Genomic DNA, 22,020 nt, shown 5'->3' with positions numbered 1-22,020 from the left:
TAACACGAACCCACACGAATGGAGAATAGTAGGCGCGTAGGGCGGCTTTCCATAGCCGCCAGAGACGGGCAGGTGTGGAAACCCGCCCTACGCTTGTTATCCACGAATAACACGAACCCACACGAATGGAGAATAGTAGGCGCGTAGGGCGGCTTTCCATAGCCGCCGGAGACAAGGGGCAGGTATGGAAACCTGCCCTACTTGCGTTTGCCAGGCGGCGCGCGGCCGGGGTATAATGCCGCATCCCCCACCGGAGGACAGACGGGATGCAGGTTGAACTCATCGCCATCACGCGCTACCTGCGCGGCAACGGCACGCCCGAGGAGTTGCTGGAGCACGCGGGGCGCGTGTGCTATCGGTCCGAGTCGCGCGGCGAGCCGGGCAAGTTCCTGATGGCGCGGGTACGCGAGGGGCACGAGAGCCTGATTGAGCACGCCTCGGCCACGTTTGAAATCTCGGGCGTGTCCAGGGCCTGCACCCACCAACTGGTGCGCCATCGCATCGCCAGTTACTCGCAGGAGTCGCAGCGGTATGTGGACCTGTCCGCACCCGAGTACGTGGTCCCGCCTTCCGTCGCCGGCGACCCGGAGGCCATGGCGGTCTGGCAGCAGGCCACCGAGGGCCTGTCCGAGGCGTACCGCCGACTTCGCCAGCGGGGCATTTTCAAGGAGGACGCGCGGTTTCTCCTGCCCAACGCCACGGCGACCCGCATCGTGGTTACGATGAACTTCCGTTCGTGGCGGCACTTCATCAAGACGCGGGGATTGGATCGCGCTGCCCAATGGGAAATCCGCGAAGTCGCCAACCGCATCCTGGACATCCTGTACGAGCAAGCGCCATCGGTCTTTGAGGATTTGATTCGTGAGCGAACGGCCAAGTCTTGACGCCTACTTCATGCACATCGCCCGCGTGGTCGCGAGTCGGTCCACGTGCCTGCACCGCCACGTGGGGGCGGTAATCGTGAAGGGCAAGCAGATTGTGTCCACGGGGTACAACGGCGCGCCCGCGGGCCAGCCTCATTGCCTGGACATCGGGTGCGCGCGCGAGGGCGTTCCGTCGGGCCAGCGGTCCGAACTGTGCCGCGGCGCGCACGCCGAGCAGAACGCCATCAACTTTGCGGCGCGATTCGGCATCAGCATTGAGGGCGCCACGCTGTACACCACCCACTTCCCGTGCTCGTGGTGTGCCAAGAGCATCGTCAACGCGGGGATTCGGCGCGTGGTGTACGCCGAGGACTACCCCGACCCGCTGGCGAAGGCAATTCTGGCGGGGCTGGAGGTGGTGCACGCGCCCGATGGGGACTCTACCCCTTCATCACCGCCAGCGGCCTGAGGCGCGCGACCTTACGGGCGATGCCAGCGGCGTGGATGGTGTCCACCACCGCGTCCACGTCCTTGTACGCCTCGGGGGCTTCCTCGGCCAGGCCGGCCATGCTGCCGGCGCGCACCTCAATCCCATGCGCCTTGAGTTGCTCGCGCAGTTTCTCACCGCGCACCTGGCGCTTGGCTTCGGCGCGGCTCAGCAACCGCCCGGCGCCGTGCGCCGCGGAGCCGAAGGTCTCCTCCATCGCCCGGCTGGTGCCCACCAGCACGTAAGATGCCGTGCCCATGTCGCCGGGAATCAGCACCGGCTGGCCGATGGCGCGGTAGTCCGGCGGGAGCGAGGGATGCCCCGGCCCGAAGGCGCGCGTGGCCCCCTTACGGTGCACGCACAGTTTGGTCGGCCTGCCCTCTATGGCGTACTCCTCTATCTTGGCGATGTTGTGCGCCACGTCGTACACGACGCGCAGGTGCCAGTCGCGGAACTTGGGCGCGAGGACGCGCTCAAAGGCCTGGCGGGTCATGTGGGTCAGGCACTGGCGGTTGGCCCAGGCGTAGTTGGCCGCGCCGGCCATGGCCCCGAAGTATGCCTTGCCCTCGGGCGAGTTCAGCGGCGCGCACACCAGTTCGCGGTCGGGCAGGCGGATGCCGTATTTCTGCACGGCGCTTTGCAGCGAGCGGACGTAGTCGGTGCACACTTGGTGCCCCAGGCCCCGCGAGCCGGAGTGAATCTGCACCACCAGTTGCCCCTTGAACAGCCCCAGCGCGTTGGCGGCCTCCTCGTCGTAGATTTCCTCCACCTCCTGCACCTCCAGGAAGTGGTTGCCCGATCCCAGCGTGCCCAGTTGGTTGCGTCCGCGGGATTTGGCCCGCTCGCTCACGGCCGACGGGTCGGCGCCGGGCATAGCCCCGCGCTCCTCCAGGTGGTCCAGATCCTCTGCGCTGCCGTAGCCCGCCCTCACGGCCCATTCCGCGCCCCTCACCAGCACCTCGTCCAGTTGCTTGTTGGAGAGTTTGATGGGGCCGGTCTCGCCCACACCGCTGGGCACGGTGTTGTACAGGACGTTGATGAGGTCGCCCATCAGCGGCTTGACGGCGCTGGCGCTAAGCCCGGATGCCAGCAGGCGCACGCCGCAGTTGGACACCACGAAGCCGTTGGCGATGAAATTGTGCTCCTCGTGGGCGACGGTGAAGTCGTACACGTCCCCCTGGCTATCGTCCGCGGGTTCTACACTCACGACGGTGTCCCAGACCATGCCGGACATCCCCAGCCCCGCGGTCGCTTCGTCCAGGAATCGCGAGAACGGGATGAATGCCTGCCCTACTCGCGGGGCGGCGCTTCGGCCTTCCCACAGCGAACGTTCCACGAAGCGCTCGTTGGCGAATGGCCCGACCGTGGCATCCTTGATTTCCTGGACGGTTCTGCCTTCGGCGCGCATGGCCTGCACCTGCTCGGCTATCGCCTCGCGCTGGGCCAGCACTTGCTGTTTCAGGCACAGGTAGATCACGGCTACGCTCGCCAGGGCGCGCTTCTCGCGGTGGCACTCAAACCCCACGCGGCTCCACAGGCGGATCAGGTTTTCCGGCGACGACGCGACGCTCAAACGCAGGCGGATAGACCGGGAGCCGTCCGCGTTCACCTGTTCGGCCCGCTGGCTGATGGGCAGCGTTTGCACGCCGAATTCCGCCAGAAGGTCGGCGATGTCGCGCAGCCACTCCAGCCCGCTTTGCACAAAGGGGGCGCGCTTGTTCACAGAGACGGTTGGCGCCTCAAAGTTGTAATCGTGGTCGGTAACGGTTGAGGGAGCGTTCATCTCCGCGCCGAACAGCCCGCCCAGGAACAGCCGTTTCTGCCAGAGCGTGGCTCGCTTGAGCCATTCGGGCATCCGCCAGTCCGAGCGAGCCTTGTTGCCAAGGGGCATGCCAAGGGCCGCCAGCAGGACGGCAAGGGCTGTGGAACTGACCTTGAACCAGGTCTCCAGGTTGTCAAACTCATACGCTTTGTAAGGCGTGCGGATGGCATGATGGCGCGTGCGCGCGTACACGCGGGACGGCGTGAACCCGATGGCGCGGACGTCGGCCCGCAAATCTTCCAGGTCCTCCACCCTGCCGTAGCAGCAGAGGGTGCCCTTGCCGTTCCTGTGCAGCGTGAGAGCGCCATCGCCCCAGGCCACGCCCATCAGCCGCAGGAGATGCGGCAGCGCGGGCGAGGAGTAGCGCAAGGGCAACAGGCCGCGCTTTTCCAACTGCGCGATGATCTGCGACAGCGCGCTGCCCAATCGCCCTTTGCCCAGGCGTCGCGCAGTGGCCTCTATCTCGGCGCGCGTGAGGATGATGGCGTCGGACGGCGGCTCGTAGGGAACGCCGTCAAACCCCATCACGGCTACCACCTCGCCTTCGCGAATCTTGCCCAGCGGCCTCATGCCGTCCGGCGTCCAGAACGGGTGATCTGCCGTGGCGGTAACGGTGCGGCCCGAAGCCGTGCGGACGCGCAGGAGTGGGGCGCGGGGGCGTTGGCGCATGAATCGCACGATGCCGGTTCTGGCCTCGCGGTTGGCCGATAGCGACTGGCAAGCCAGAGACTCGTCCCGCCAGGCGGTTTCCATCTCCGCGATGGGGCGGGTGTAGCCCAGGGCGCTCAACACCAGGCTGTCGCCGGCGAGGCAGTTAATGTCATAGCCGACGCCGCCCGGGGAAATCACACCGTCGGGATAGCGCGTCGCCGCCACGCCCCCGATACTGAAGCCGTATCCCTGGTGGATGTCGGGCATGGCCAGGGCGTAGCCGACGATGCCCGGAAGCGTCGTCGTGTTGACCAACTGCTCCACCGAGCGATCCTTCAGCGCGGTCTCCAGCATCTTCTCGTCGGCGTAGATGCGCGCGGGAACGCGCATGTCGGCCCGAAACGTCTTCGGAATCTCCCAGAGATAGTCGTTGATCTTGATGAAATCCTTCTTGGTGATCATAGGTTCCTCCTCATCTTCCGCAATCTGGAGTGAGGCGAAGCCGAGGGACGGCTATTGGTTCCACGCGGCTTGTTCGTCGTCCCCCGGCGCGTTGGTCAGCCGTGTCAGCCCGGCGCCCGCCGCCGAGATTCGGTAGATTTCGCCCTGGCCGTCGCGCCACGAGGTGAACACGATCCAGCGGCCATCGGGCGACCAGTCGGGGTAGCGGTTCGGCAGTGGATGGCCGGCGCTGTCGGTGATGCGGGTGAGCGTGCCCTCCACGTTGCGCGGGTCGGCGGTGTACAGTTCCAGCAAGCCGCTGCGCGCCGACACGAAGGCGATGCGCGAGCCGTCGGGCGAGTAGGCCGGGAAGGCGTCCGAGGCGGGGTGGTTCGTCAGCCGCCGCTCTGCGCCCGTCGCCACGTCCACGGCGTACAGTTCAAAGTTGCCGTCGCGCGCCGAGGTGAAGATGATTTGCCTGCCATCGGGCGACCAGGTGGGGAAACTGTCCCAGGCCCAGTTGTAGGTCAGTTGCCGCTTCTCGCTGCCGTCAATCCGGCTGATGAAGATTTCCCAGTCGCCGTCCTCGTCGGACACGTAGGCCAGGCGTTGGCCGTCCCTGGCCCAGGCGGGGTGAATCTGATCGCCGGGGCCCTGGATGGCGGGGATGACCGCGGGCGGATTCAACCCGCTGCCCATGTCCAGGAGATAGATGTCGGCATCGCCGCCTCGGTCGGATGAGAAGGCGACCCATCGGCGGTCGGGCGACCAGGACGGAGAGCCATCTTTGGCCGGGTGCTGCGTCAGGTTCTGCACAGCGGAACCGTCCGGGCGCATCACGTAGATGTCCCAGTTGCCGGTGCGGTCGGAGGCGAAGGCGATGAGCGCCTCGGTGGCGGGTTCCACCGGCGACACGGGTTGCAGGTAGTTGCCGCTGCACCAGCCGATCAGCCCGGTTTCGTCCACGGAGACCTGATACCATGGGATGGCGTTGGCCCACTGCGGCCCGGCCAGGATGGTAACGCGGGTGTCATAGGGTGCTTTCCACAGCACGGCGTAGGCCAGACCCGGGCCGCTGCGGATGTTCAGCCCGTCGGGTGCGGTAACGGAAGCGCGCCCGCCCACGACAAGGCCCGTCGGCGGCGGAGGCGGCGGGGTGGGCCAACGCTCAACCAGCCGCAGCCGCGCCTCTTCCAGCAGCGGCTTGGCCAGGTTGATGGGACGCACGTAACCCATCTTGGCGGGGAGATCGCTCCAGTACCAGATTTGACTTGGGACGCCGATGAGTTCGCCGCGGCTGTTCAGGGCCATGCCGCCGCTGTTGCCCGGGCTGAACTCCGTGTCGGTGGTGATCCATTCGCCGGTCTCGTCGCGGGTGCGCCCCGACACAACGCCCCGGGTTACCGAGGGATATCCCTGGGCCAGCGCCGGGTAGCCCAGGATGAAGATGGGGTCGGGCGCGTCCACCAAGTCCGAATTGCCCAGCCGCACCGTGGGGAACGGCGGGAACGGGCCCGCGCTGCCCTGGTAGCGGCGCGTGATGGAAAACACGGCCAAATCCAGGTCCTTGTCGTAGGCCAGATACTGGGCGACGTACTCTATCCTTGCCGGGACATCGGCCGCGCGATATAGGCCCACGTACACTTCGCCCGCAGAGTTTCGCGGCGCGTCGTAGTTTTCCTTATCCCAGAGCACGTGCCAGTTGGTCAAGATCAGGCCGCGGCTGTCCACCAAAGACCCGGACGCCGAAGCGATGACGTTTCCGGCATCGTCGGGGACGAAGATCTTGACCAGGGCGGCGCGCGCCTGGCGCACCGGCGACTCTGCCGCGACGGTGGCCGTGGCCGTCGGGGCGGGCCTGGGGGTCGCGGTGGGCCGAGGGGTGGCCGTGGGCGTGAACGTGGGGATGGGCGGCGACTGGATGGTGAAGGTCGCAATCTGGACCTGCTGGCCGCCGAGGAGCAATTCAAGCCGATAGTCCCCGCTGATGAGGCCGTGGGCGTCTTCCAGAGTAATGTACTTGGCGAGGCCCTCGGTCCCGTCGCGCGTCTCGTCCCAGGTGAACGATTCCTCGCGCCACAGGGCGCCATTCCAGTACCAGCGCAGCGCGTAGGGCATCCCGTGGGCCATTCCGCGGTAGGCCCAGATGGCGCAGACCCTCTGCGTTCCGGGTGGGAACGTGGAGGTGGCCTCGGTTACGCGGCCAGGCGCCGGAGGCTCGGGGGCGAAGGAGATCGGCCCGAAGTAGGGCGCGGGCGTGGCCGAGGGCGCGACGGATGGCGTCGCGGAGGGCGCGGGGGGCGCGGGCGTGCGGAAGAAGGAACACCCCGACGCCATCCCCAGCACGACGACGCACAGGATCCCAACCGTCAGGAAATGCGTCCTGGTAAACATCTCTTCACCGCCTTTGTGAAACCAACGGCGAAACCGATACTACATTATAGAGGGCACCGCGCCGGATTGGCAAATGCGTCGGGGGCGCTCGGTCGGCCCCCGGCGCGGCTTGGGCCGGGGGCTTGCTGGCGCACGTCATGCGGGGGCGCGCGGCGGTGCGGGAGGGGTTAGGTGAGGTTAAGCGCGGGGCGGCTTCCCGTAGCCGCCGTAGGCCAGGGGCCGGTATCCAAGGTGCGTCGCAGGCGGGGCAGGCATGCGAATACGCCCTGCGGTCCTCCGGCTTGACAAGAGCGGCAGCGTGTTATAGAGTTATAGTAAACCGATACCCGAAAAGGCGTCGGAGCGCGGGAGCATCATGGATTTTCCCATCCGTATTGACCCGAAAAGCAGCATCCCGATTTTCGTCCAGATCATGGATCAGATCAAGCATCTGATCGCGTCGGGCGTGCTCCAGCCTGGGCAGCAGTTGCCCACCATCCGCGAACTGGCGGTCAGTCTCACCGTCAACCTGCACACCGTGGCCCACGCCTACGCGGAGTTGGAGAAAGAGGGCCTCCTCACCATCCAGCGGGGGCGGGGCACCTTCGTCTCGGAGCCGAATCCCAACACGCAGTTGCAGGACGTGCGCGCCCTGCGGTTGCAGGGCCTGGTGGAGGGCCTTTTTGTGGAAGCGCTGAATCTGGGGTACGATGCGGAGGAAGTGCAACGAGCCTTTGAGCAACACATGGAGCGATGGCGAACTACAGTGCGGCAATCGCCCACAGATGCGGGGAGGAAGTAGCGCGATGGAAGAAGAGATCGTACGCGGGCGGTTCATGGAAGGGGCCAGTTTCCAGTTCAAGGCGTTCAACGCCCTGTCCCTCGTGATGGCGGCGGTGGCCGTGGGCGCAGGGCTGGGCGTGGCGACGTGGGCCGGCGACTGGCGCTGGGGGATTCCCCTGTACCTTGCGGCGGTGGGCCTGCTCTTCGGGTTCAAGGTGGCGCAGCACTGGGAGCGGGCGGTGATCCTGCGGCTCGGCAAGTTCCACCGCGTGGCCGGGCCTGGCTCCTTCTGGGTCATCCCGCTGGTGGACCGCATCGCCGCCTGGGTGGATCATCGGATGATGGTAACGCCCTTCGGCGCCGAGAAGACGCTCACCCGCGACACCGTGCCCGTAAACGTGGACGCGGTGCTCTTCTGGGTAGTGTGGGATGCCACGAAGGCGGCGTTGGAGGTGAAGAACTATCGCATGGCCATCGCCTGGGCCGCGCAGACGGCCCTGCGCGACATCATCGGCAAGATGGATTTGGCCGACATCCTGGTCGGGCGCGAGAAGATAGACGCCGAGTTGCAGCAGATCATAGACCACCGCACGACGCCCTGGGGCATTACCGTGGAGTCGGTGGAGATTCGGGATGTCGTGATCCCCGAGGCGCTGGAGGACGCCATGTCGCGGCAGGCGCAGGCCGAACGCGAGCGCCAGGCGCGGATCATCCTGGGCCAGGCCGAACAGCAGATCGCCCAGAGTTTTCTGGAAGCCGCCCGCCAGTACGAGGATCACCCGATGGCCTTTCGCCTGCGCACGCTCAACATGATCATGGAGGGCGTGAAAGAGCGCGGCTCGCTGGTGGTAGTGCCCTATGATGAGATGCGCGATGTAGGGACGATTGCGGGCCTGAGCGCGCTGGGCGAGAAGGCCGCCAAGGACGAGACGAATTCCTGACGGTTCTGCGGCGGGCATGGCGGGGCGCGTCCCGCTCGCGGGTGGCGCGACGCGCGGGCCTGCTCGCCCTGTGGGGGCAACGCAAAGACCCCAAGGGTCCCGGAGACCCTTGGGGTCTTCACCGTCGCGGGGCTTTTGACCTCACCCAACCCCTCCCGCACCCTCCCCTTCCCTCTACGCCGGCGGAGAGAAGGGGAGGGCTGAGGAGGGGATGGTTGAGGTGGACATTCGGGCCACGTACGGATACCGTAGAGCCGACCGTGCTCGGAAGGGGGCTGGCGTTAGGATGAGTGAGGACAAGCGGCCCGGAATGGATAAAGAGACTTTGTGAAATTCGTCCTGAAATCTTGACAACGGCCAAAAACCGTGTTATAATGTGCATAGTTATAGTGGACTATAACTATAGACCTGGTGTGCTACGCTGAGGAGAATTCCGATGTCAGATACAAAACTCTCCCGAAGGACGTTTCTGAGATACCTCCTGGGGACAGGCGCGGTGGCGGCTGCGGGCGGAGTGGGGGTCGGTCTGGCCCCCGCCGCGCAGACGGCCCTGGCCCGCACCGACGCGCCGAAAGCCCGCTATGCCCTCATCATTGACACCACCAAGTGCGTGGGCTGCGGCGCGTGCGTCCATGCCTGCAACATCCGCAACAACCTCCCCGAGGGCAAGAGTTACGTTCACATCGTGCCGAAGGATGACAGAGGCCGCCAGTGGTTCCTCCCGGTCCAGTGCCAACACTGTGCCGATGCCCCCTGCGCGCGTGTGTGCCCCACGCGGGCCACGTATCGCCACGAGAGCGGCGTGGTGCTCATCAACGAGAAACTGTGCGTGGGGTGCAAATACTGCGAGGTGGCATGTCCCTATCAGGCGCGCACCTTTGACGAGGAGCGGGGCGTGGTGGACAAGTGCTGGCTGTGCCTGGACTGGGTGAGCGAGGGCAAGGATCCGGCCTGCGTGCAGTCGTGTGTTCTCGGCGCGCGCATCTTCGGCAGGCTGGACGACCCGAACAGCGAGGTGGCCCAACTGGTGGCGTCGGGCAAGGCTAAGCCGCTGCACCCGGAGTTCGGTACCCATCCGGCGGTCCTGCATTACATCATTGAGGGGGAGTGAGATGGGACAGACAGCCTGGGGTTGGTTGATCGCCATATACCTCTTCCTCGGCGGGCTTGGCGCGGGCTCCTTTCTGATGGCGGCGTTCTTTGAACTGAGCGGCTGGCGCTACAGGAGCAACTTCTGCCCCGTGGCGCTGGTGGGGGCCACGGTGAGCGGCCCGCTGGTGGCCCTGGGCAGCGCGTTGCTCATCTTTGACCTGGGCGCGGGGCGCATGCAGCCCTGGCGTATCTTCTACATGTTCACCCACTTCAGTTCGGTGATGACGTGGGGCATCTGGATTCTGACCATCTTCATCCCGCTGGCCCTGGTGTATGGCTTCCTGGAGTTGATGGAATCCGAGGCGTTCCTCAAAGGATTCGTGTCGGCGCGAGCGCCCTGGCTCTTGCGCAACGCCCGCACGTATCGCCGATGGGTGGCGGCGGTGGGGGGCGTCTTCGCGGTGGCCACGGCCGTGTACACCGGCGTGCTCATCAGCGACGTGGGCCCGGCCATCCCCCTGTGGAGCCAGCCGGTGCTTCCGTTCGTGCGGATTCCCATGTTGCCCATCCTCTTCCTGATCTCTGCGGTCTCCACGGGCATGGGCCTCACCTTTGACATCTCGGCGACCATCGCGGACCCCGAGATTCAGCGACGGTTCCGCATCATGGACCTGAGCCACATCTTCCTGATCGGGTTGGAGAATATCGCCATTGGGTTGCTGTTCATCTCGGCATTGAGCGCAGGGGGAGCGGCGGCGGAGTCGGCCAAACTGGTGCTGTACGGGCCGCTGGCGGTTGTCTTCTGGATAGGCGTGGTGCTGGTAGGTTTGGTGTTCCCGTTTGTGGTCCACGCCTACGCCATCGGTCGCGGGCAGCACTCCCTGACGTCGGGCGTTGGCTCCGGCGTTGGGATTGTCATCGCCGGCCTGCTCCTGCGTTACATGATTGTCTATGCCGGCATACCGGCGGCCCTATAGCGCGAATTGAGGTAAGGACTATGTTCCCATCCCATTGGCCCAAGTGGTACCTGATTCCTCTCTCATTGGCGGTCGTGGTAGTGGCCGTTATCGCCGGACTCCTGGCGGAGCCGGTGGGTCAGGCGCTGTCTCCGAAGGCAACGCCCGTGCCCACGCTGTATTTCGTGAACTATGCGGCTCCGGTATCTACCGAGTGCACCAAGTGCCACACGGATCCCCAGGCGCTGGCGGCTTCGGCCGAGTCGCCGGATACGGCCAAGTCGGCCTACATTGACCCGACCACGCTGAATACGCCCCACGGTCGCCTGGGTTGCATCACGTGCCACGGCGGGACGCCCAACCGGTCGGCCAAGGACGCCGCGCATCAAAATCTCATCGCCGACCTATCCAAGTCGCACCCGACCGACTGCCTGACGTGCCATCGCAATTTGCCCGCCGAAATCCCGGGCGACAACCTCCGCACGCCTCATGGCGCTGTGGTCAATGCCGCATGGGAGGGGTCTTCCTGCGGGGTGTATTGCAGCGACTGCCACGGGGCGGTGGGCCACGGCTTTGATCCGGTTACGGGGCAGACGACCTGCTCCATGAGTGTCTGCTTGAACTGCCACAAGGAGCGCAACCTGGGCGCACGGCTGACCGACTGCGACACGTGCCATGTGGGGCCGCACGACGTGGCGCAGGCCCTGAGTTGCAGCGACTGCCACACGTCTACCGAGACGTGGAAGCAGACGACGCTCAAGGTGCACCCCATCCAACTGGTGGGCAAGCATGCCACAACGGACTGCTTCACGTGCCACCGCTGGCCCAACTTCAAGGGCCTGTCGGGCGTGTGCAGCGACTGCCACAAGCGTCCGCACGAGTTCGGAAACGACAACTGCGCGCTGTGTCACACGCCGCAGGGTTGGGCGCAGTCGGCCCAGGCGCTGGTGGCCGCCGCTTCCGCCATTCCGCACCCCACGCAGGGGCGCGAGGACTGCCGCTCCTGCCATGGCCTCCAGGGCGCGATGGCTCTGCCCGCCGATCACAAGGACCGCACAAACGATACGTGTCTGGCGTGCCATTCCCTGGCGCCGTCGCCCGCTATCCTGCACCCCGTGGAGGGGCGCGAGGCCTGCCTGGCCTGCCATGGCGAGGGCAAGATCGCGCAGTTCCCCGTGGCGACTCACGCCGGACGGGCCGAGTCCACGTGCACCACGTGCCACGAGCCGGCTGGCGTAACACCGTTGCCCATCTTGCACTCAACGCAGGGGCGCGAGGACTGCCTGATGTGCCATGCGCCGGGCGGCATCAAGCCGTACCCCGAGACGCACGAAGGCTGGGGGAATATGCTCTGCCTGCTGTGCCACAAGGCCGAGGAAGCCCCGACGAAGGCCGCGCACCTGTTCCCGCAGGACCACGACGGGGCGGCCAAGACGTGCGTGCTGTGCCATCCCAAGAACGACTTCACCACATACCACTGCGACACGTGCCACGCCACGGACGGCATGACGCAGGTACACAGCGCGCGCGGCATCTCCGATATCCAGAACAAGTGTGTTCTGTGCCACCCAACAGGAAAGAAACCCTAACTCACGCGTGAAAGGAGATAAGACATGTACGACTTCATCGGACCGGTAGCCCTGGTAGCCTTCGGAGTCCTGTCCATCGTCGGCGGCGCCATCGGCCAGATGCTGCAGCGTCGGCGGACGGACGCGCACTAGACACCGGCGCGCCTGAACCGAATCCTCCGCTACAGGCCGTCGTTCCGGGCGGCGCGTGAGGTTGACGCGCGTCCGCGGGCGGGCCTGCACGCCGGACAAAGCGTGCGAAGTCCCCAGGCACTGCTCGCCTGGGGACCTGCTTTTGTGTGCGGCTGGACGCGGGCGGCTAGGGGGCTTCCGCGCAGTGGCTCAGGCTCACGCGGAAGACGAGTTCCCAGTCCTCAATCTGGATGATGTCGCCGGGCTTCAGCCGTTCGCGCCGCATGCGAAGCAGCCGTTTCCCGTTGAGTCGCGTGCCGTTGATGCTCAGGTCGCTAATCCAATAGACGCCGTTGGCCTTGAGGATGAGCGCGTGCTCGCGGGAGACATAGCGCCGCTCGGACTGCAAGATGAGGTGGCAGTGGTCTGCGCGGCCGATGAGGAACTCGTCCCCGTGGATGGGATGCCGAGTCGTGCGCCCATCCTTGCGCACCTCCAGCCATGCGTCGGGGGACGCGCGGCTTCGGTCGGCCAGGGTCATATCCGCGCCGCTGCTCGGCGGTGGGCCTGCCGAGTCCCTCCCTCTCCACTTCTGCGGTAAGGTCTGCATCGCGCCTGCCCTCACCTCTCCATTGCCCACGCTGGCGGGGATGTTGTGCGCTGAAGCGCGCGGGCGCTGCCTGTGTGAGCCTCAAGAACCCTTCTGGATGTTATCCTAGCACAACATATGCGGCATGTCAAGCCCGTTTTCGCGCACATTTCCGCGATTTTTGCGCCGAGTGCCCGCATTCCTGCGCACGCGCCGTCTGTGCTATAATAGGCCGCGATTCCACATAGGCGTGAGTCTACATGTCCATCCTGATTGCAGACCGTATCTCCAAATCGTTCGGCGCGCAGGACGTGTTCCTGGATGTCTCGCTCCAGGTGGCGCGGGGCGACCGCATCGCGCTGGTCGGCCCCAACGGCCACGGCAAGACGACGCTCCTGCGCATCCTGGCGGGCCTGGAGCCGCCCTCGTCGGGCACGGTGAGCCGCGCCAGGGGGCTCACCATCGGCTACCTGCCGCAAATCGCCGAATTGGATACCACCAGGACGGTGTACGAGGAAGCCCTGTCTGCCTTCCAGCCGCTTCTGGAGATGCAGGCGCAACTCCGCGCGCTGGAGGCGCGGATGGCCGACCCGCGCGAGCGCGCCGAGGCCATGGAAGAGTACGGCGAACTGCAGGCGCGGTTTGAGTTGCTCGGCGGGTATGAGTATCCCCACAAGATAGAGCAGGTGCTCCTGGGCGTCGGCTTTTCTGCCGAGGAATTCGCCAAGCCGCTGAACCTACTGAGCGGCGGGCAGAAGACGCGGGCGCTCCTGGCGCGACTCCTCCTGCAACAGCCCGATGTCCTGCTGCTGGATGAGCCGACCAACCACCTGGACTTGGCGTCCATAGAGTGGTTGGAGGAGCACCTGGCCCAGTGGCCGGGGACGTTCATCGTCGTGGCCCACGATCGCTTCTTCCTGGACAAGGTGGCGACCCGCGTCTGGGAACTGTCGTTTGGGCGGGTGGAGGCGTATCGGGGCAACTACTCGCAGTACCTGGAGCAGCGGGCGCAGCGGTACGAGCAGCGCATGGCCGAATACCAGGCGCAACAGGAGGAGATCGCCCGCCTGGAGGACTACATTCGGCGCTACAAGGCGGGCGAGCGCACCCGACAGGCGCGGTCGCGCGAGCACCGTCTGGCGCACATGGAGCGGCTGGAGCGGCCCGAACGCCTGCGCGCCATGAGCCTCCGCCTGCAGACCGACCTGCGCAGCGGCGACCTAGTCCTGGTTTCCGGCGGCCTGACCGTCGGGTTTCGGGGCGAAGGGCCTGGGGACGGCAAGCGGTTGTTCTCCTGCCCCGCCTTCGTGTTGCGGCGCGGCAAGAAGGTGGCCGTCCTGGGCCCCAACGGCAGCGGGAAGACAACCCTGCTCCGCACGATCCTGGGCGAGATCCCGCCGCTGGCGGGGGCCTTCCAGGTGGGCGCGAACGTGCGAATGGGGTATTTCGTCCAGGGACACGCCGACCTGGACGACGCCAAGACGGTTATGGACGAGTTGTTGGATGTGCGGAACGTGCCCCTGCAAGAGGCGCGCAACCTGCTGGGCCGATTCCTGTTCTCGGGCGACGATGTGTACAAGCGCGTCAGCGACCTCAGCGGCGGCGAGCGCGCCCGCCTGAAACTGGCCAAACTCACGCTGATCGGGGCGAACTTCCTGCTGCTGGACGAGCCGACCAGCCACCTGGACACGCTGTCGCGCGAGGTGTTGGAGGATGTCCTGCTGGACTTTGCGGGCACGGTGATCGTGGTAACCCACGACCGTTACTTCATCAACTCCCTGGCGACGCAGATATGGGTGATTGACGGCGACGCGATGCGCGTGTATCCTTTTGGCTACAGCGAGTACCTGGAGGCCAGGGAGCGCGAGCGCAGGCGGGCGAAAGAGCGCGCCGCCGCGCCCCCGCCCCCTCGCCGCGCCAGTCGCCCCGATTCGGCGACGCAGGCCCGCAAGCAGGCCCAGCGGGCGCAACAGGTGGAGCAGGAGATTCAGGCCCTTGAGGCCAGGCTGAAAGCCCTGGAGGATGAGATCGTCCGCGCCAGCCAGGCCCAGGATGTCCAGGCCGTTAGCGCGTTGGGCGAAGAGTATCGGCAAGTTGAAGACACGCTGCGACGGAGGCTGGAAGAATGGATGACGACCGCCGCACAACCGTAGCATCGCGCAAGGCAGCATCGGCCCGTGGCCGGCGCAAGCCCTATGTCATCGGCCTCACGGGCAACATCGCCACCGGCAAGACCACGGTCATGTCCATGTTGCGACACCTGGGCGCGCGGGTCATAGACGCCGACCAGTTGGCCCACGAGTTGATGATCCCCGGCACGCCGATTTGGCAGCGCATCGTCAACGTGTTCGGGCGCGGCATCCTGGACGAGAAGGGCGAGATCGTGCGCGCCAAATTGGCCGAGATCGTGTTCAACGACCCCAAGGCCCTCCAGGCGCTGGAGGAGATCGTCCACCCGGGCGTGGTGGAGAGGGTGCAGCGCCTCATTGCCGAAGCGGAAGAGCCGGTCGTCGTCGTGGAGGCGATCAAACTGATTGAGTCGGGGCTGGTGGATCAGTGCGACACGCTGTGGGTGGTAACGTGCCGCCGCCAGCAGCAGATGCAGCGGCTCATGGAGCAGCGCTTTCTGCGCGAGGACCAGGCGCGCGCGCGAATCATGGCCCAGCCGCCGCAGGCCGAGAAAATATTCCGAGCCGATGTGGTGATTGACAACAGTGGCACGCTGGAGCAAACCTGGGAGCAGGTTCGCCAGCAGTGGCAGAAGGTTTCGGCGCTGGTGGGCGGCGCGGCGCCGCCGCTGGTGCTGCGACGAGCCACCCGCGATGATGTCCCCGCGCTGGCGCGCTTTCTCGCCAGCATGGACTGGCGCGGCAAGCCGCCGAACGAGCAAGCCGCCTTCGCCCGCATCATGGAGCGCGCGCACTGGCTTGTGCTCCGCGATGAGCACGTGGTGGGCATGGCCAGTTGGGAGGCCATCAACCTGGTGGCCTGCATAGAGGAGATGGCCGTCGGGCCCGAACCCGATGCCGATGAGTTGATGTGCCGCCTGGCCGCAGCCGTGGAGGGCGAGGCGAAAATCCTCCAGTGCGAGGCGGTCATCGTCGGGTTCCCTCCGAAAGCCAATGCGCTGTGGGACGAAGTCCATGCGCGATGCGGCTACAAGGTGATGGCGCGGGCCCAATTGTCCAAGCCCTGGCGCGAGGTCGCCGAGGAGATCGCCCCCAAAGCCGAACAGGTCTTCGTGAAGCCCCTCCGCTGATTTGCGGGCATTTGGCCCCGCGAACAGCGACGGTTCCCCTGAAAAGAGCGAGGGGGGCTCCTCGCGGGCAGGAGAGGTAGCCCCCCTCTAGGATGGTACTCGCAACCTACCACCAGGTAAGGAAAGCAGCGCGTCCTCCTGCCTTCGCTTGCCCGTAGGTCGCGGTTACCTCAACGAACACGATGTAGCCAGGTGGGGGATTGGCCAGTTGGAAGGTAAGGTAGGAGCGTCCGTCCGTATCGGTAACCGGCATTGCGAGTACGCGATCCTCACGCGGATAGCGAACAGTGCAGAGCACCGTCGCGCCGGCGATGGGTTCTCCGTCTTGGTCGGCCACATAGACCGAAACCGTCTGGCTGCCTTTGGTGCCGACGATGGCGCTGCGCAGCGAGACATACACCGTCATCTGGGTAACGGGGCGGCGGAAGGGGGGCCACGTGGCGGCCGTCGGTTGCGGCGTCGGCCCCTGGCTAGACACCGTCGCGGGCGGCACGCGGCTGAGCAGGGCGGGGTTCAGCCGCGCATGGTGGAAGTACATCTCTCCCAGGTTGGCCAATTGCACCCGTTCGTCGTTCGGCTTTTCAGGGTGCCACTCCATTTTGGCCTTCTGGAAGTATTGCACGATGATGCCGTTTTCCACCATGAGTTCGGTGATGGGGTAGCCGAATACCTCCAGGCCGCCGTTAAAGTCAAAGAACGTCTTGAAAGCGTAGCCCAGCGTGTGGCCCGTCTGTGGGTAGTATCGGCGATTCGGGTCGCTTGACAGCGGGATGTCGCCGACGGGGATGGGAGGGTCCCGCTTGCCCAGGTACTCGCCCAGGGGCGCCAGGCGGATGCGCGCCGACCCGAAGACGCCAGGCACCAAGTCCATGCGCGCTTTCTGGAAATACTGGGTGCGGCAGCCCGCGTCGTATCGGTCGTAGAAGTCCTCGGTGATCGGATAGCCGAAGATACGCTCGCCGCCATAGGCGCGGAAATAGGCCAGAAACTCATCCCGCACGAAATGGCCCGTCTGCGGGAAGTACTGGGGCGGCGGATATTGAGTTTGGGCCGGCGCGGGTGCAACGAAGCACAAACATGCCAGCACCACACTGCTGATGAGGATTCGCGCTATCCTCACAACGTGTGCACCACCCTTCCCTGGTTGTCGGGTAGATTGGCCTATCAGACGATACTATTATACACGATATTCTGTAAAGTCGCAAGGGGTTTTTGAACTTTAAACTTGCCATTCTGGGAAAAAAGTCTGCTCCTCGCACGGTGCATGGGCCAAGGAACGCTGGCCCCATCCCCTGGCCGTGCGCTTCCCCTTCTCGCGCCGTGTGCGGGGAGCAAGGGTGGGGTGGGCGCGTGGCGTCGTTGGGCTTGTCGCCCCGCCCGACTCCCCTTCTCACCCCGCGTGCGGGGAGAGAAGGGGATGGGGGATGAGAGGGGTCAACCGCCCGCTAATACGCGCGGGCGAAGATGGCCTGTTCTCGCGCCTCCGCGCCGCACACGACGCACTTGCCGGTGCCGCCAGGCTGGTCAAACGGGATGCAGCGCGTGGTGGCTTTGGTCTCGTCCTTGATCTTGGCCTCGCATTCGGCGGAGCCGCACCACCAGGCGCGGGCAAACCCGTCGGCGACGGCCTCCACCAGTTCGCCCCACGTGCGGACGTCGTGGGTGTTGGCGTCGCGGAACTCGGTGGCGCGGCGCAGCAGGTTGCTCTGGATGTCCTTCAGCAGGCCGGGCACGCGAGCGGCGAGGTCGGCGATGGGCACGGGGAACTTCTCGCCCGTGTCGCGGCGGGCCAGGGTTGCCTGGTTGGCGGCCAGGTCGCGCGGGCCGATTTCCACCCGCAGCGGCACTCCGCGCATCTCCCAGTCGTTGAACTTGAAGCCCGGCGACACATCGTCGCGGTCGTCCAGACGGGTGCGCACGCCCGCGCCGACCAGTCGGGCGCGCAGGTCGGTGGCAGCCGCGGTGATGGCCTCCTTCTCCGCGTCCTTGCGCCAGATGGGGACGATAACCGCCTGAATCGGCGCGAGCACCGGCGGCAGGATCAGTCCCTGGTCGTCGCCGTGCACCATGACGATGGCGCCAATCATGCGCGTGCTAACGCCCCAGGACGTCTGCCACACGTACTGGAGTTCGTTGTTCCTGTCCAGGAATTGAGTTCCAAAGGCGCGGGCGAAGTTCTGGCCCAGGAAGTGCGACGTGCCTGACTGCAGGGCGCGCTTGTCGCCCATCATGGCCTCTATGGTGTAACTGCGCACGGCGCCGGCGAACCGTTCGGTGTCGCTCTTGCGGCCCGGGATGACGGGGATGGCCGCGTCGTTCACGGCGAAGTCGGTGTACACGTCCAGCATCCGCCTGGCTTCGGCCTCGGCTTCCTCGGCGGTGGCGTGGGCGGTGTGCCCCTCCTGCCACAGGAATTCGGTGGTGCGCAGGAACAGGCGGGTGCGCATCTCCCAGCGCACCACATTGCACCACTGGTTGAGCAGCAGCGGCAGGTCGCGGTAGGAGCGAATCCACTTGGCCATCATGGTGTTGATGATGGTCTCGGACGTTGGGCGGACGATGAGCGGCTCCTCCAGTTTCTCGCCCCCGCCGTGGGTTACGACGGCCAGTTCCGGCGCGAACCCCTCCACGTGCTCCGCTTCCTTCTGGATGAAACTCTGGGGGATGAACAGCGGGAAGTAGGCGTTCTGGTGGCCGGTCTCCTTGAAGCGCCGGTCAAGGCCCGCCTGCACGTTCTCCCACAGGGCGTAGCCGTAGGGGCGGATGACCATGCACCCCTTGACGGGGGCATAGTCGGCCAGTTCGGCCATCTGCACCACGTCGGTGTACCAGCGCGAGTAGTCTTCGCTTCTGGGTGTAACCTTTTCTGCCATCTTTCTCCTCCAAGTGTGTCGCCTATAGCGATGGGCCATTCGCCCGTGGCCCTTCGCCCGATCTCCGCACCGCAGGCCAAGGGCCAAAGGCTGAAGGCCGACCGCTGACGGCTGTTCGCTGACTGCTGACGGCTTCTTGTCAACAAAAACGCCCCGCCCTACAAGGACGAGGCGCTGCACCCCGTGGTACCACCTTGCTGGCCGAGGTGATCGGCCGCTCAGCCGGTCGCTCGGTGCGGCAATCGCGAGTGGCGGTTGCCGGGCCGATAATCCAACCGATCCGCGGTAACGGGCGGACCCCGATGCGGCTTATCGGGCGGGCCTTTTCGCCGCTGGCTCCCGGGCGGGTTCGGCGGTGCGAGGGCGCCGGCTTCCACCGTTCCGGCTCGCTGGGGCCTTTGCGGGCCGCCTACTATTCCCGTTCGTCGCCTTGCGTATTGCGCTGCTACGCAAAGCATAGCATAGAACGCGGCGCATGTCAAAAGCGGACGGGGTTGCCGCGTCTCGCATTCTGTCGGCGGCCAATGTGCGACGCACTTCCGGAAGTGCGTCGCACATTGGATACCTGCCCTCTGTTTGCGGCGGCTATGGAAAGCCGCCCTACGTGTCCACACTCTCCATTCGTGTGGGTTCGTGTGATTCGTGGATAGCGGTTAGTAGGGCAGGTTTCCATACCTGCCCCTGTTTGCGGCGGCTATGGAAAGCCGCCCTACGTGTCCGCACTCTCCATTCGTGTGGGTTCGCGTGATTCGCGGTTACCACTCCGTGGAGAACACATTCGTATGCCAAAGGGGTTGACGGAAAATGAGACTAGGGTTATAATCAACATACAATTGGAGTCATCTTTGCATTTCGTCCATTTGCAAAAGCAGACAAGGTGAGAGAAGATGGCCCTCAAGGGGAATCTGAAGGACTTTGGCGTCGCCCAACTGCTGAACCTGATTCACATCGCCCGCAAGACAGGCGCCCTCTCCGTCCGCAGCGATGGCCTTTCGGCCACGCTGTATTTCCGCGAGGGTAAGTTGCTCGGCGCGTACCAGGACAGCAAGGATGAAAGCCTACTGGCCCTGCTGCAGCGCGCAGGCAAGGTGAGCGCCCAGCAGGCGGAAAGCATCCTCTCCCGCGCCGAGACGCGCACCGATAAGGAGATCGGGCTCCTCCTACTCCACAACAACTACGTAACCCAGAAGGACATCCTCCAGGTGGTTCGGGCGGCGTCCCTGGAAACCGTCTATGCCATCTTCGCGCTCACCGACGGGACATTCCAGTTTGACCCCAACCGCATGCTCCCTCAGGAAAAGATCGGTGTTCCCATTGACCTGGACAACGTCATCATGGAAGGGACGCGGCGGATGAAGGAGTGGGAGCAGTTGCAGGCCGAGTTGCCGGACCTGGACGTGGCCCTGAAGTTCACGGACCGGCCGGGGACTTCCCTCAAGAACATCAGCCTGAGCGTGGAAGAGTGGCGGGTCATCTCCTTCATCAGCCCCCGCAACACCATCCGCCAGATCGCGCAGTACATCGGGCTGAGCGAGTTTCAGATTCGGAAGATCGTGTATGGTCTGCTGACGGCGGGGCTGGTGGAACTGGTGCGGCCCGAGGGAGTCGCGCCGGGCCTACCGGGCATCCCACCGTCGCCCGCGGTCAAGCGGGGGGTGATCTTGCGCTTGATTGACAAAATTCGCCGCATCAGCTGACTCGGAGGAACTGCGGAATGCAAGCGGTCAAGATGGTTATCACAGGCCCATTCAACGCGGGCAAGACGGAGTTCATCAAGACGATCAGCGAGATTGACGTCGTCTCCACCGAGCGGCGAATTTCCGACGAGACACGCGCCACGAAGGAAGAGACCACCGTCGCCATGGATTTCGGGCGCATCACCATTGACGAGGATTTGGTGCTCTTCCTTTTTGGCACGCCGGGGCAGAAGCGGTTTGACTTCATGTGGGAGATTCTGTCCGAGGGGATGCTGGGGTTCATCGTGCTGGTGGATTCGGTGCGGCCCGAGACGTTCCGCGAGGCGCGCCGAATCCTGGACGTGTTCCGAGCCTACGCGCCCGCGCCCTATGTGGTGGCGGCGAACAAACAGGACCTGCCCGATGCCTGGAGCCCGCAGGATTTGCGCATCGCGCTGCGGGTAGACCCCAGCGTCAAGGTCGTGCCGTGCGTTTCTACCGACAAGGAAAGCGTCAAGAGCGTCCTGCTGGAACTCCTGTACACCATTCTGGAGAATTCCAAGGACGAGGAATAGCGAGGGGCCAACGGGTTGGGTTCCATCGTAACACGTCAAGGCATCGTGCATTATGAGACCCAGGGCAGCGGCCCGCCGGTCGTCTTGCTGCATGGGTGGCTCGGCTCCTGGGGGTATTGGCTGAACACGATGGAGGCCCTGTCCGACGCCTTCCGTACCTACGCGCTAGACTTTTGGGGTTTTGGCGAGTCGGGGAAGCCGCGCAGCGGCTACGAAGTGGACGACTTCGTGAGCCTGGTGGACCAGTTCATGGATCGGCTGGGGATTCCGGCGGCTCCCGTGGTGGGACATTCTATGGGCGGGACCGTGGCGCTGAAGTTGGCCATGGAGCGCCCCGAACGGGTTACGAAGGTGGCCGTGGTCGGGTCGCCCGTCAACGGCCGCTCGTTGAGTCTGCCACTGCGGCTGGCGGGGCGCAAGCCGGTGGCGTACCTGGTGTGGCACGTGCCGGCGTTGTTGCGGTGGGGGCTTCGCACGTTCTCGCCGCGGCTGGCGCACGACTGGCGCAAGTGGTACGACATGATCATGAACGACCTGTCGCGCACCACGTTGGAGGCGTTCCTGACGAGCATCCGCTCGTTGCGCCGAACGGACTTGACGCCCCGCCTCGGCGAGGTTCAGGTGCCCGTGCTGGGGTTCTACGGGCAGCGCGACCTCATCGTGGATCCGCGGCAGGGGGGCGTGCTGCTTCGCGGCGCTCCGAGGGCCGACCTGGCGGTGCTGGAGCACTGCGGGCACTTTCCGATGCTGGACGATCCGGACCAGTTCAACGGCCGGTTAAGGCAGTTTCTGGCGTCGCATTGACGGGCGCATACGGCTCCATCCGAGGTTTTATGAATTCTCTTGGAGGACTCATGGACGAGCAGAAAGACACCCACGAAGAGCAGCACAATGTGGTAGAGCAGCCCGCTCAAGAGGAACAGCACGAGGAGCATGAAC

At 65.2% G+C, this 22,020-nt stretch carries 17 protein-coding genes; 12 read left to right on the top strand and 5 right to left on the bottom strand.

Annotation, left to right across the window (positions count from 1 at the left end; translation table 11 throughout):
• Positions 1 to 266 precede the first annotated feature (266 nt).
• Entirely contained in the window at positions 267 to 884 is a 618-nt protein-coding gene (thyX, locus tag H5T65_01150) for an FAD-dependent thymidylate synthase (protein ID MBC7257834.1), read from the top strand.
• A gap of 10 nt (positions 885 to 894) precedes the next feature.
• Entirely contained in the window at positions 895 to 1,332 is a 438-nt protein-coding gene (locus tag H5T65_01145) for a dCMP deaminase family protein (GenBank protein ID MBC7257833.1), read from the top strand.
• Here H5T65_01145 and H5T65_01140 read toward each other — a convergent pair.
• Complete coding sequence (locus H5T65_01140; GenBank protein MBC7257832.1) at positions 1,304 to 4,285, bottom strand: RtcB family protein; 2,982 nt, start codon at positions 4,283 to 4,285, stop codon at positions 1,304 to 1,306. The genes H5T65_01145 and H5T65_01140 overlap by 29 nt on opposite strands.
• A gap of 51 nt (positions 4,286 to 4,336) precedes the next feature.
• Positions 4,337 to 6,658, bottom strand: a complete 2,322-nt coding sequence (locus H5T65_01135; GenBank protein ID MBC7257831.1) for a PD40 domain-containing protein — start codon at positions 6,656 to 6,658, stop codon at positions 4,337 to 4,339.
• Positions 6,659 to 7,013: 355 nt separating this feature from the next.
• Here H5T65_01135 and H5T65_01130 point away from each other — a divergent pair, with 355 nt between their 5' ends.
• The 5 genes from H5T65_01130 to H5T65_01110 all read left to right on the top strand — a co-directional run bounded on the left by H5T65_01130 (position 7,014) and on the right by H5T65_01110 (position 11,998).
• The gene (locus H5T65_01130; GenBank protein MBC7257830.1) at positions 7,014 to 7,439 is read left to right on the top strand and encodes a GntR family transcriptional regulator; all 426 of its coding nucleotides are present in this window, start codon (positions 7,014 to 7,016) and stop codon (positions 7,437 to 7,439) included.
• A 34-nt stretch (positions 7,440 to 7,473) separates the two neighbouring features.
• Positions 7,474 to 8,361 (top strand): slipin family protein, encoded by an 888-nt coding sequence (locus H5T65_01125; protein MBC7257829.1) that lies wholly within the window; start codon positions 7,474 to 7,476, stop codon positions 8,359 to 8,361.
• A gap of 436 nt (positions 8,362 to 8,797) precedes the next feature.
• The gene (locus tag H5T65_01120) at positions 8,798 to 9,472 is read left to right on the top strand and encodes a 4Fe-4S dicluster domain-containing protein (protein ID MBC7257828.1); all 675 of its coding nucleotides are present in this window, start codon (positions 8,798 to 8,800) and stop codon (positions 9,470 to 9,472) included.
• Between the two features lies 1 nt (position 9,473).
• Positions 9,474 to 10,430 (top strand): polysulfide reductase NrfD, encoded by a 957-nt coding sequence (nrfD, locus tag H5T65_01115; protein MBC7257827.1) that lies wholly within the window; start codon positions 9,474 to 9,476, stop codon positions 10,428 to 10,430.
• Positions 10,431 to 10,450: 20 nt separating this feature from the next.
• Positions 10,451 to 11,998 (top strand): hypothetical protein, encoded by a 1,548-nt coding sequence (locus H5T65_01110; GenBank protein MBC7257826.1) that lies wholly within the window; start codon positions 10,451 to 10,453, stop codon positions 11,996 to 11,998.
• A 298-nt stretch (positions 11,999 to 12,296) separates the two neighbouring features.
• Here the strand turns inward: H5T65_01110 and H5T65_01105 are convergent, their stop codons facing one another.
• Positions 12,297 to 12,719, bottom strand: a complete 423-nt coding sequence (locus tag H5T65_01105; GenBank protein MBC7257825.1) for an FHA domain-containing protein — start codon at positions 12,717 to 12,719, stop codon at positions 12,297 to 12,299.
• Between the two features lie 239 nt (positions 12,720 to 12,958).
• Here H5T65_01105 and H5T65_01100 point away from each other — a divergent pair, with 239 nt between their 5' ends.
• Both H5T65_01100 and H5T65_01095 read left to right on the top strand, forming a co-directional pair.
• Complete coding sequence (locus H5T65_01100) at positions 12,959 to 14,851, top strand: ABC-F family ATP-binding cassette domain-containing protein (GenBank protein MBC7257824.1); 1,893 nt, start codon at positions 12,959 to 12,961, stop codon at positions 14,849 to 14,851.
• The gene (locus H5T65_01095; GenBank protein ID MBC7257823.1) at positions 14,824 to 15,957 is read left to right on the top strand and encodes a dephospho-CoA kinase; all 1,134 of its coding nucleotides are present in this window, start codon (positions 14,824 to 14,826) and stop codon (positions 15,955 to 15,957) included. The genes H5T65_01100 and H5T65_01095 overlap by 28 nt, the downstream gene beginning before the upstream one ends.
• Before the next feature lie 106 nt (positions 15,958 to 16,063).
• Here the strand turns inward: H5T65_01095 and H5T65_01090 are convergent, their stop codons facing one another.
• Positions 16,064 to 17,077: a carboxypeptidase regulatory-like domain-containing protein gene (locus H5T65_01090; GenBank protein MBC7257822.1), complete on the bottom strand. Its 1,014-nt coding sequence runs from the start codon at positions 17,075 to 17,077 to the stop codon at positions 16,064 to 16,066.
• Between the two features lie 325 nt (positions 17,078 to 17,402).
• Complete coding sequence (locus H5T65_01085; GenBank protein ID MBC7257821.1) at positions 17,403 to 18,830, bottom strand: proline--tRNA ligase; 1,428 nt, start codon at positions 18,828 to 18,830, stop codon at positions 17,403 to 17,405.
• 887 nt (positions 18,831 to 19,717) lie between these two features.
• Between H5T65_01085 and H5T65_01080 the strand changes: the two genes are divergently transcribed.
• From H5T65_01080 to H5T65_01070, 3 genes are read left to right on the top strand one after another with little or no spacing between them, the layout of a single operon-like run.
• Positions 19,718 to 20,527 (top strand): DUF4388 domain-containing protein, encoded by an 810-nt coding sequence (locus tag H5T65_01080; GenBank protein ID MBC7257820.1) that lies wholly within the window; start codon positions 19,718 to 19,720, stop codon positions 20,525 to 20,527.
• A gap of 17 nt (positions 20,528 to 20,544) precedes the next feature.
• Positions 20,545 to 21,081, top strand: coding sequence for an ATP/GTP-binding protein (locus tag H5T65_01075; protein ID MBC7257819.1), 537 nt, complete (start codon positions 20,545 to 20,547; stop codon positions 21,079 to 21,081).
• Between the two features lie 45 nt (positions 21,082 to 21,126).
• A complete protein-coding gene (locus H5T65_01070; protein ID MBC7257818.1) occupies positions 21,127 to 21,885 on the top strand; it encodes an alpha/beta fold hydrolase in 759 nt (252 codons plus the stop codon).
• Positions 21,886 to 22,020: the final 135 nt, after the last annotated feature.

Source organism: Chloroflexota bacterium (assembly GCA_014360805.1).
GTDB lineage: Bacteria > Chloroflexota > Anaerolineae > DTLA01 > DTLA01 > DTLA01.
This window is presented reverse-complemented; position numbering and strand designations above follow the sequence as displayed.

Excerpts from the sequence above, each read along its gene's own strand:
- thyX (MBC7257834.1), top strand. The coding sequence starts at position 267 with ATGCAGGTTGAACTCATCGCCATCACGCGCTACCTGCGCGGCAACGGC.
- H5T65_01145 (MBC7257833.1), top strand. The coding sequence starts at position 895 with ATGCACATCGCCCGCGTGGTCGCGAGTCGGTCCACGTGCCTGCACCGC.
- H5T65_01140 (MBC7257832.1), bottom strand. The coding sequence starts at position 4,285 with ATGATCACCAAGAAGGATTTCATCAAGATCAACGACTATCTCTGGGAG.
- H5T65_01135 (MBC7257831.1), bottom strand. The coding sequence starts at position 6,658 with ATGTTTACCAGGACGCATTTCCTGACGGTTGGGATCCTGTGCGTCGTC.
- H5T65_01130 (MBC7257830.1), top strand. The coding sequence starts at position 7,014 with ATGGATTTTCCCATCCGTATTGACCCGAAAAGCAGCATCCCGATTTTC.
- H5T65_01125 (MBC7257829.1), top strand. The coding sequence starts at position 7,474 with ATGGAAGGGGCCAGTTTCCAGTTCAAGGCGTTCAACGCCCTGTCCCTC.
- H5T65_01120 (MBC7257828.1), top strand. The coding sequence starts at position 8,798 with ATGTCAGATACAAAACTCTCCCGAAGGACGTTTCTGAGATACCTCCTG.
- nrfD (MBC7257827.1), top strand. The coding sequence starts at position 9,474 with ATGGGACAGACAGCCTGGGGTTGGTTGATCGCCATATACCTCTTCCTC.
- H5T65_01110 (MBC7257826.1), top strand. The coding sequence starts at position 10,451 with ATGTTCCCATCCCATTGGCCCAAGTGGTACCTGATTCCTCTCTCATTG.
- H5T65_01105 (MBC7257825.1), bottom strand. The coding sequence starts at position 12,719 with ATGCAGACCTTACCGCAGAAGTGGAGAGGGAGGGACTCGGCAGGCCCA.
- H5T65_01100 (MBC7257824.1), top strand. The coding sequence starts at position 12,959 with ATGTCCATCCTGATTGCAGACCGTATCTCCAAATCGTTCGGCGCGCAG.
- H5T65_01095 (MBC7257823.1), top strand. The coding sequence starts at position 14,824 with ATGGATGACGACCGCCGCACAACCGTAGCATCGCGCAAGGCAGCATCG.
- H5T65_01085 (MBC7257821.1), bottom strand. The coding sequence starts at position 18,830 with ATGGCAGAAAAGGTTACACCCAGAAGCGAAGACTACTCGCGCTGGTAC.
- H5T65_01080 (MBC7257820.1), top strand. The coding sequence starts at position 19,718 with ATGGCCCTCAAGGGGAATCTGAAGGACTTTGGCGTCGCCCAACTGCTG.
- H5T65_01075 (MBC7257819.1), top strand. The coding sequence starts at position 20,545 with ATGCAAGCGGTCAAGATGGTTATCACAGGCCCATTCAACGCGGGCAAG.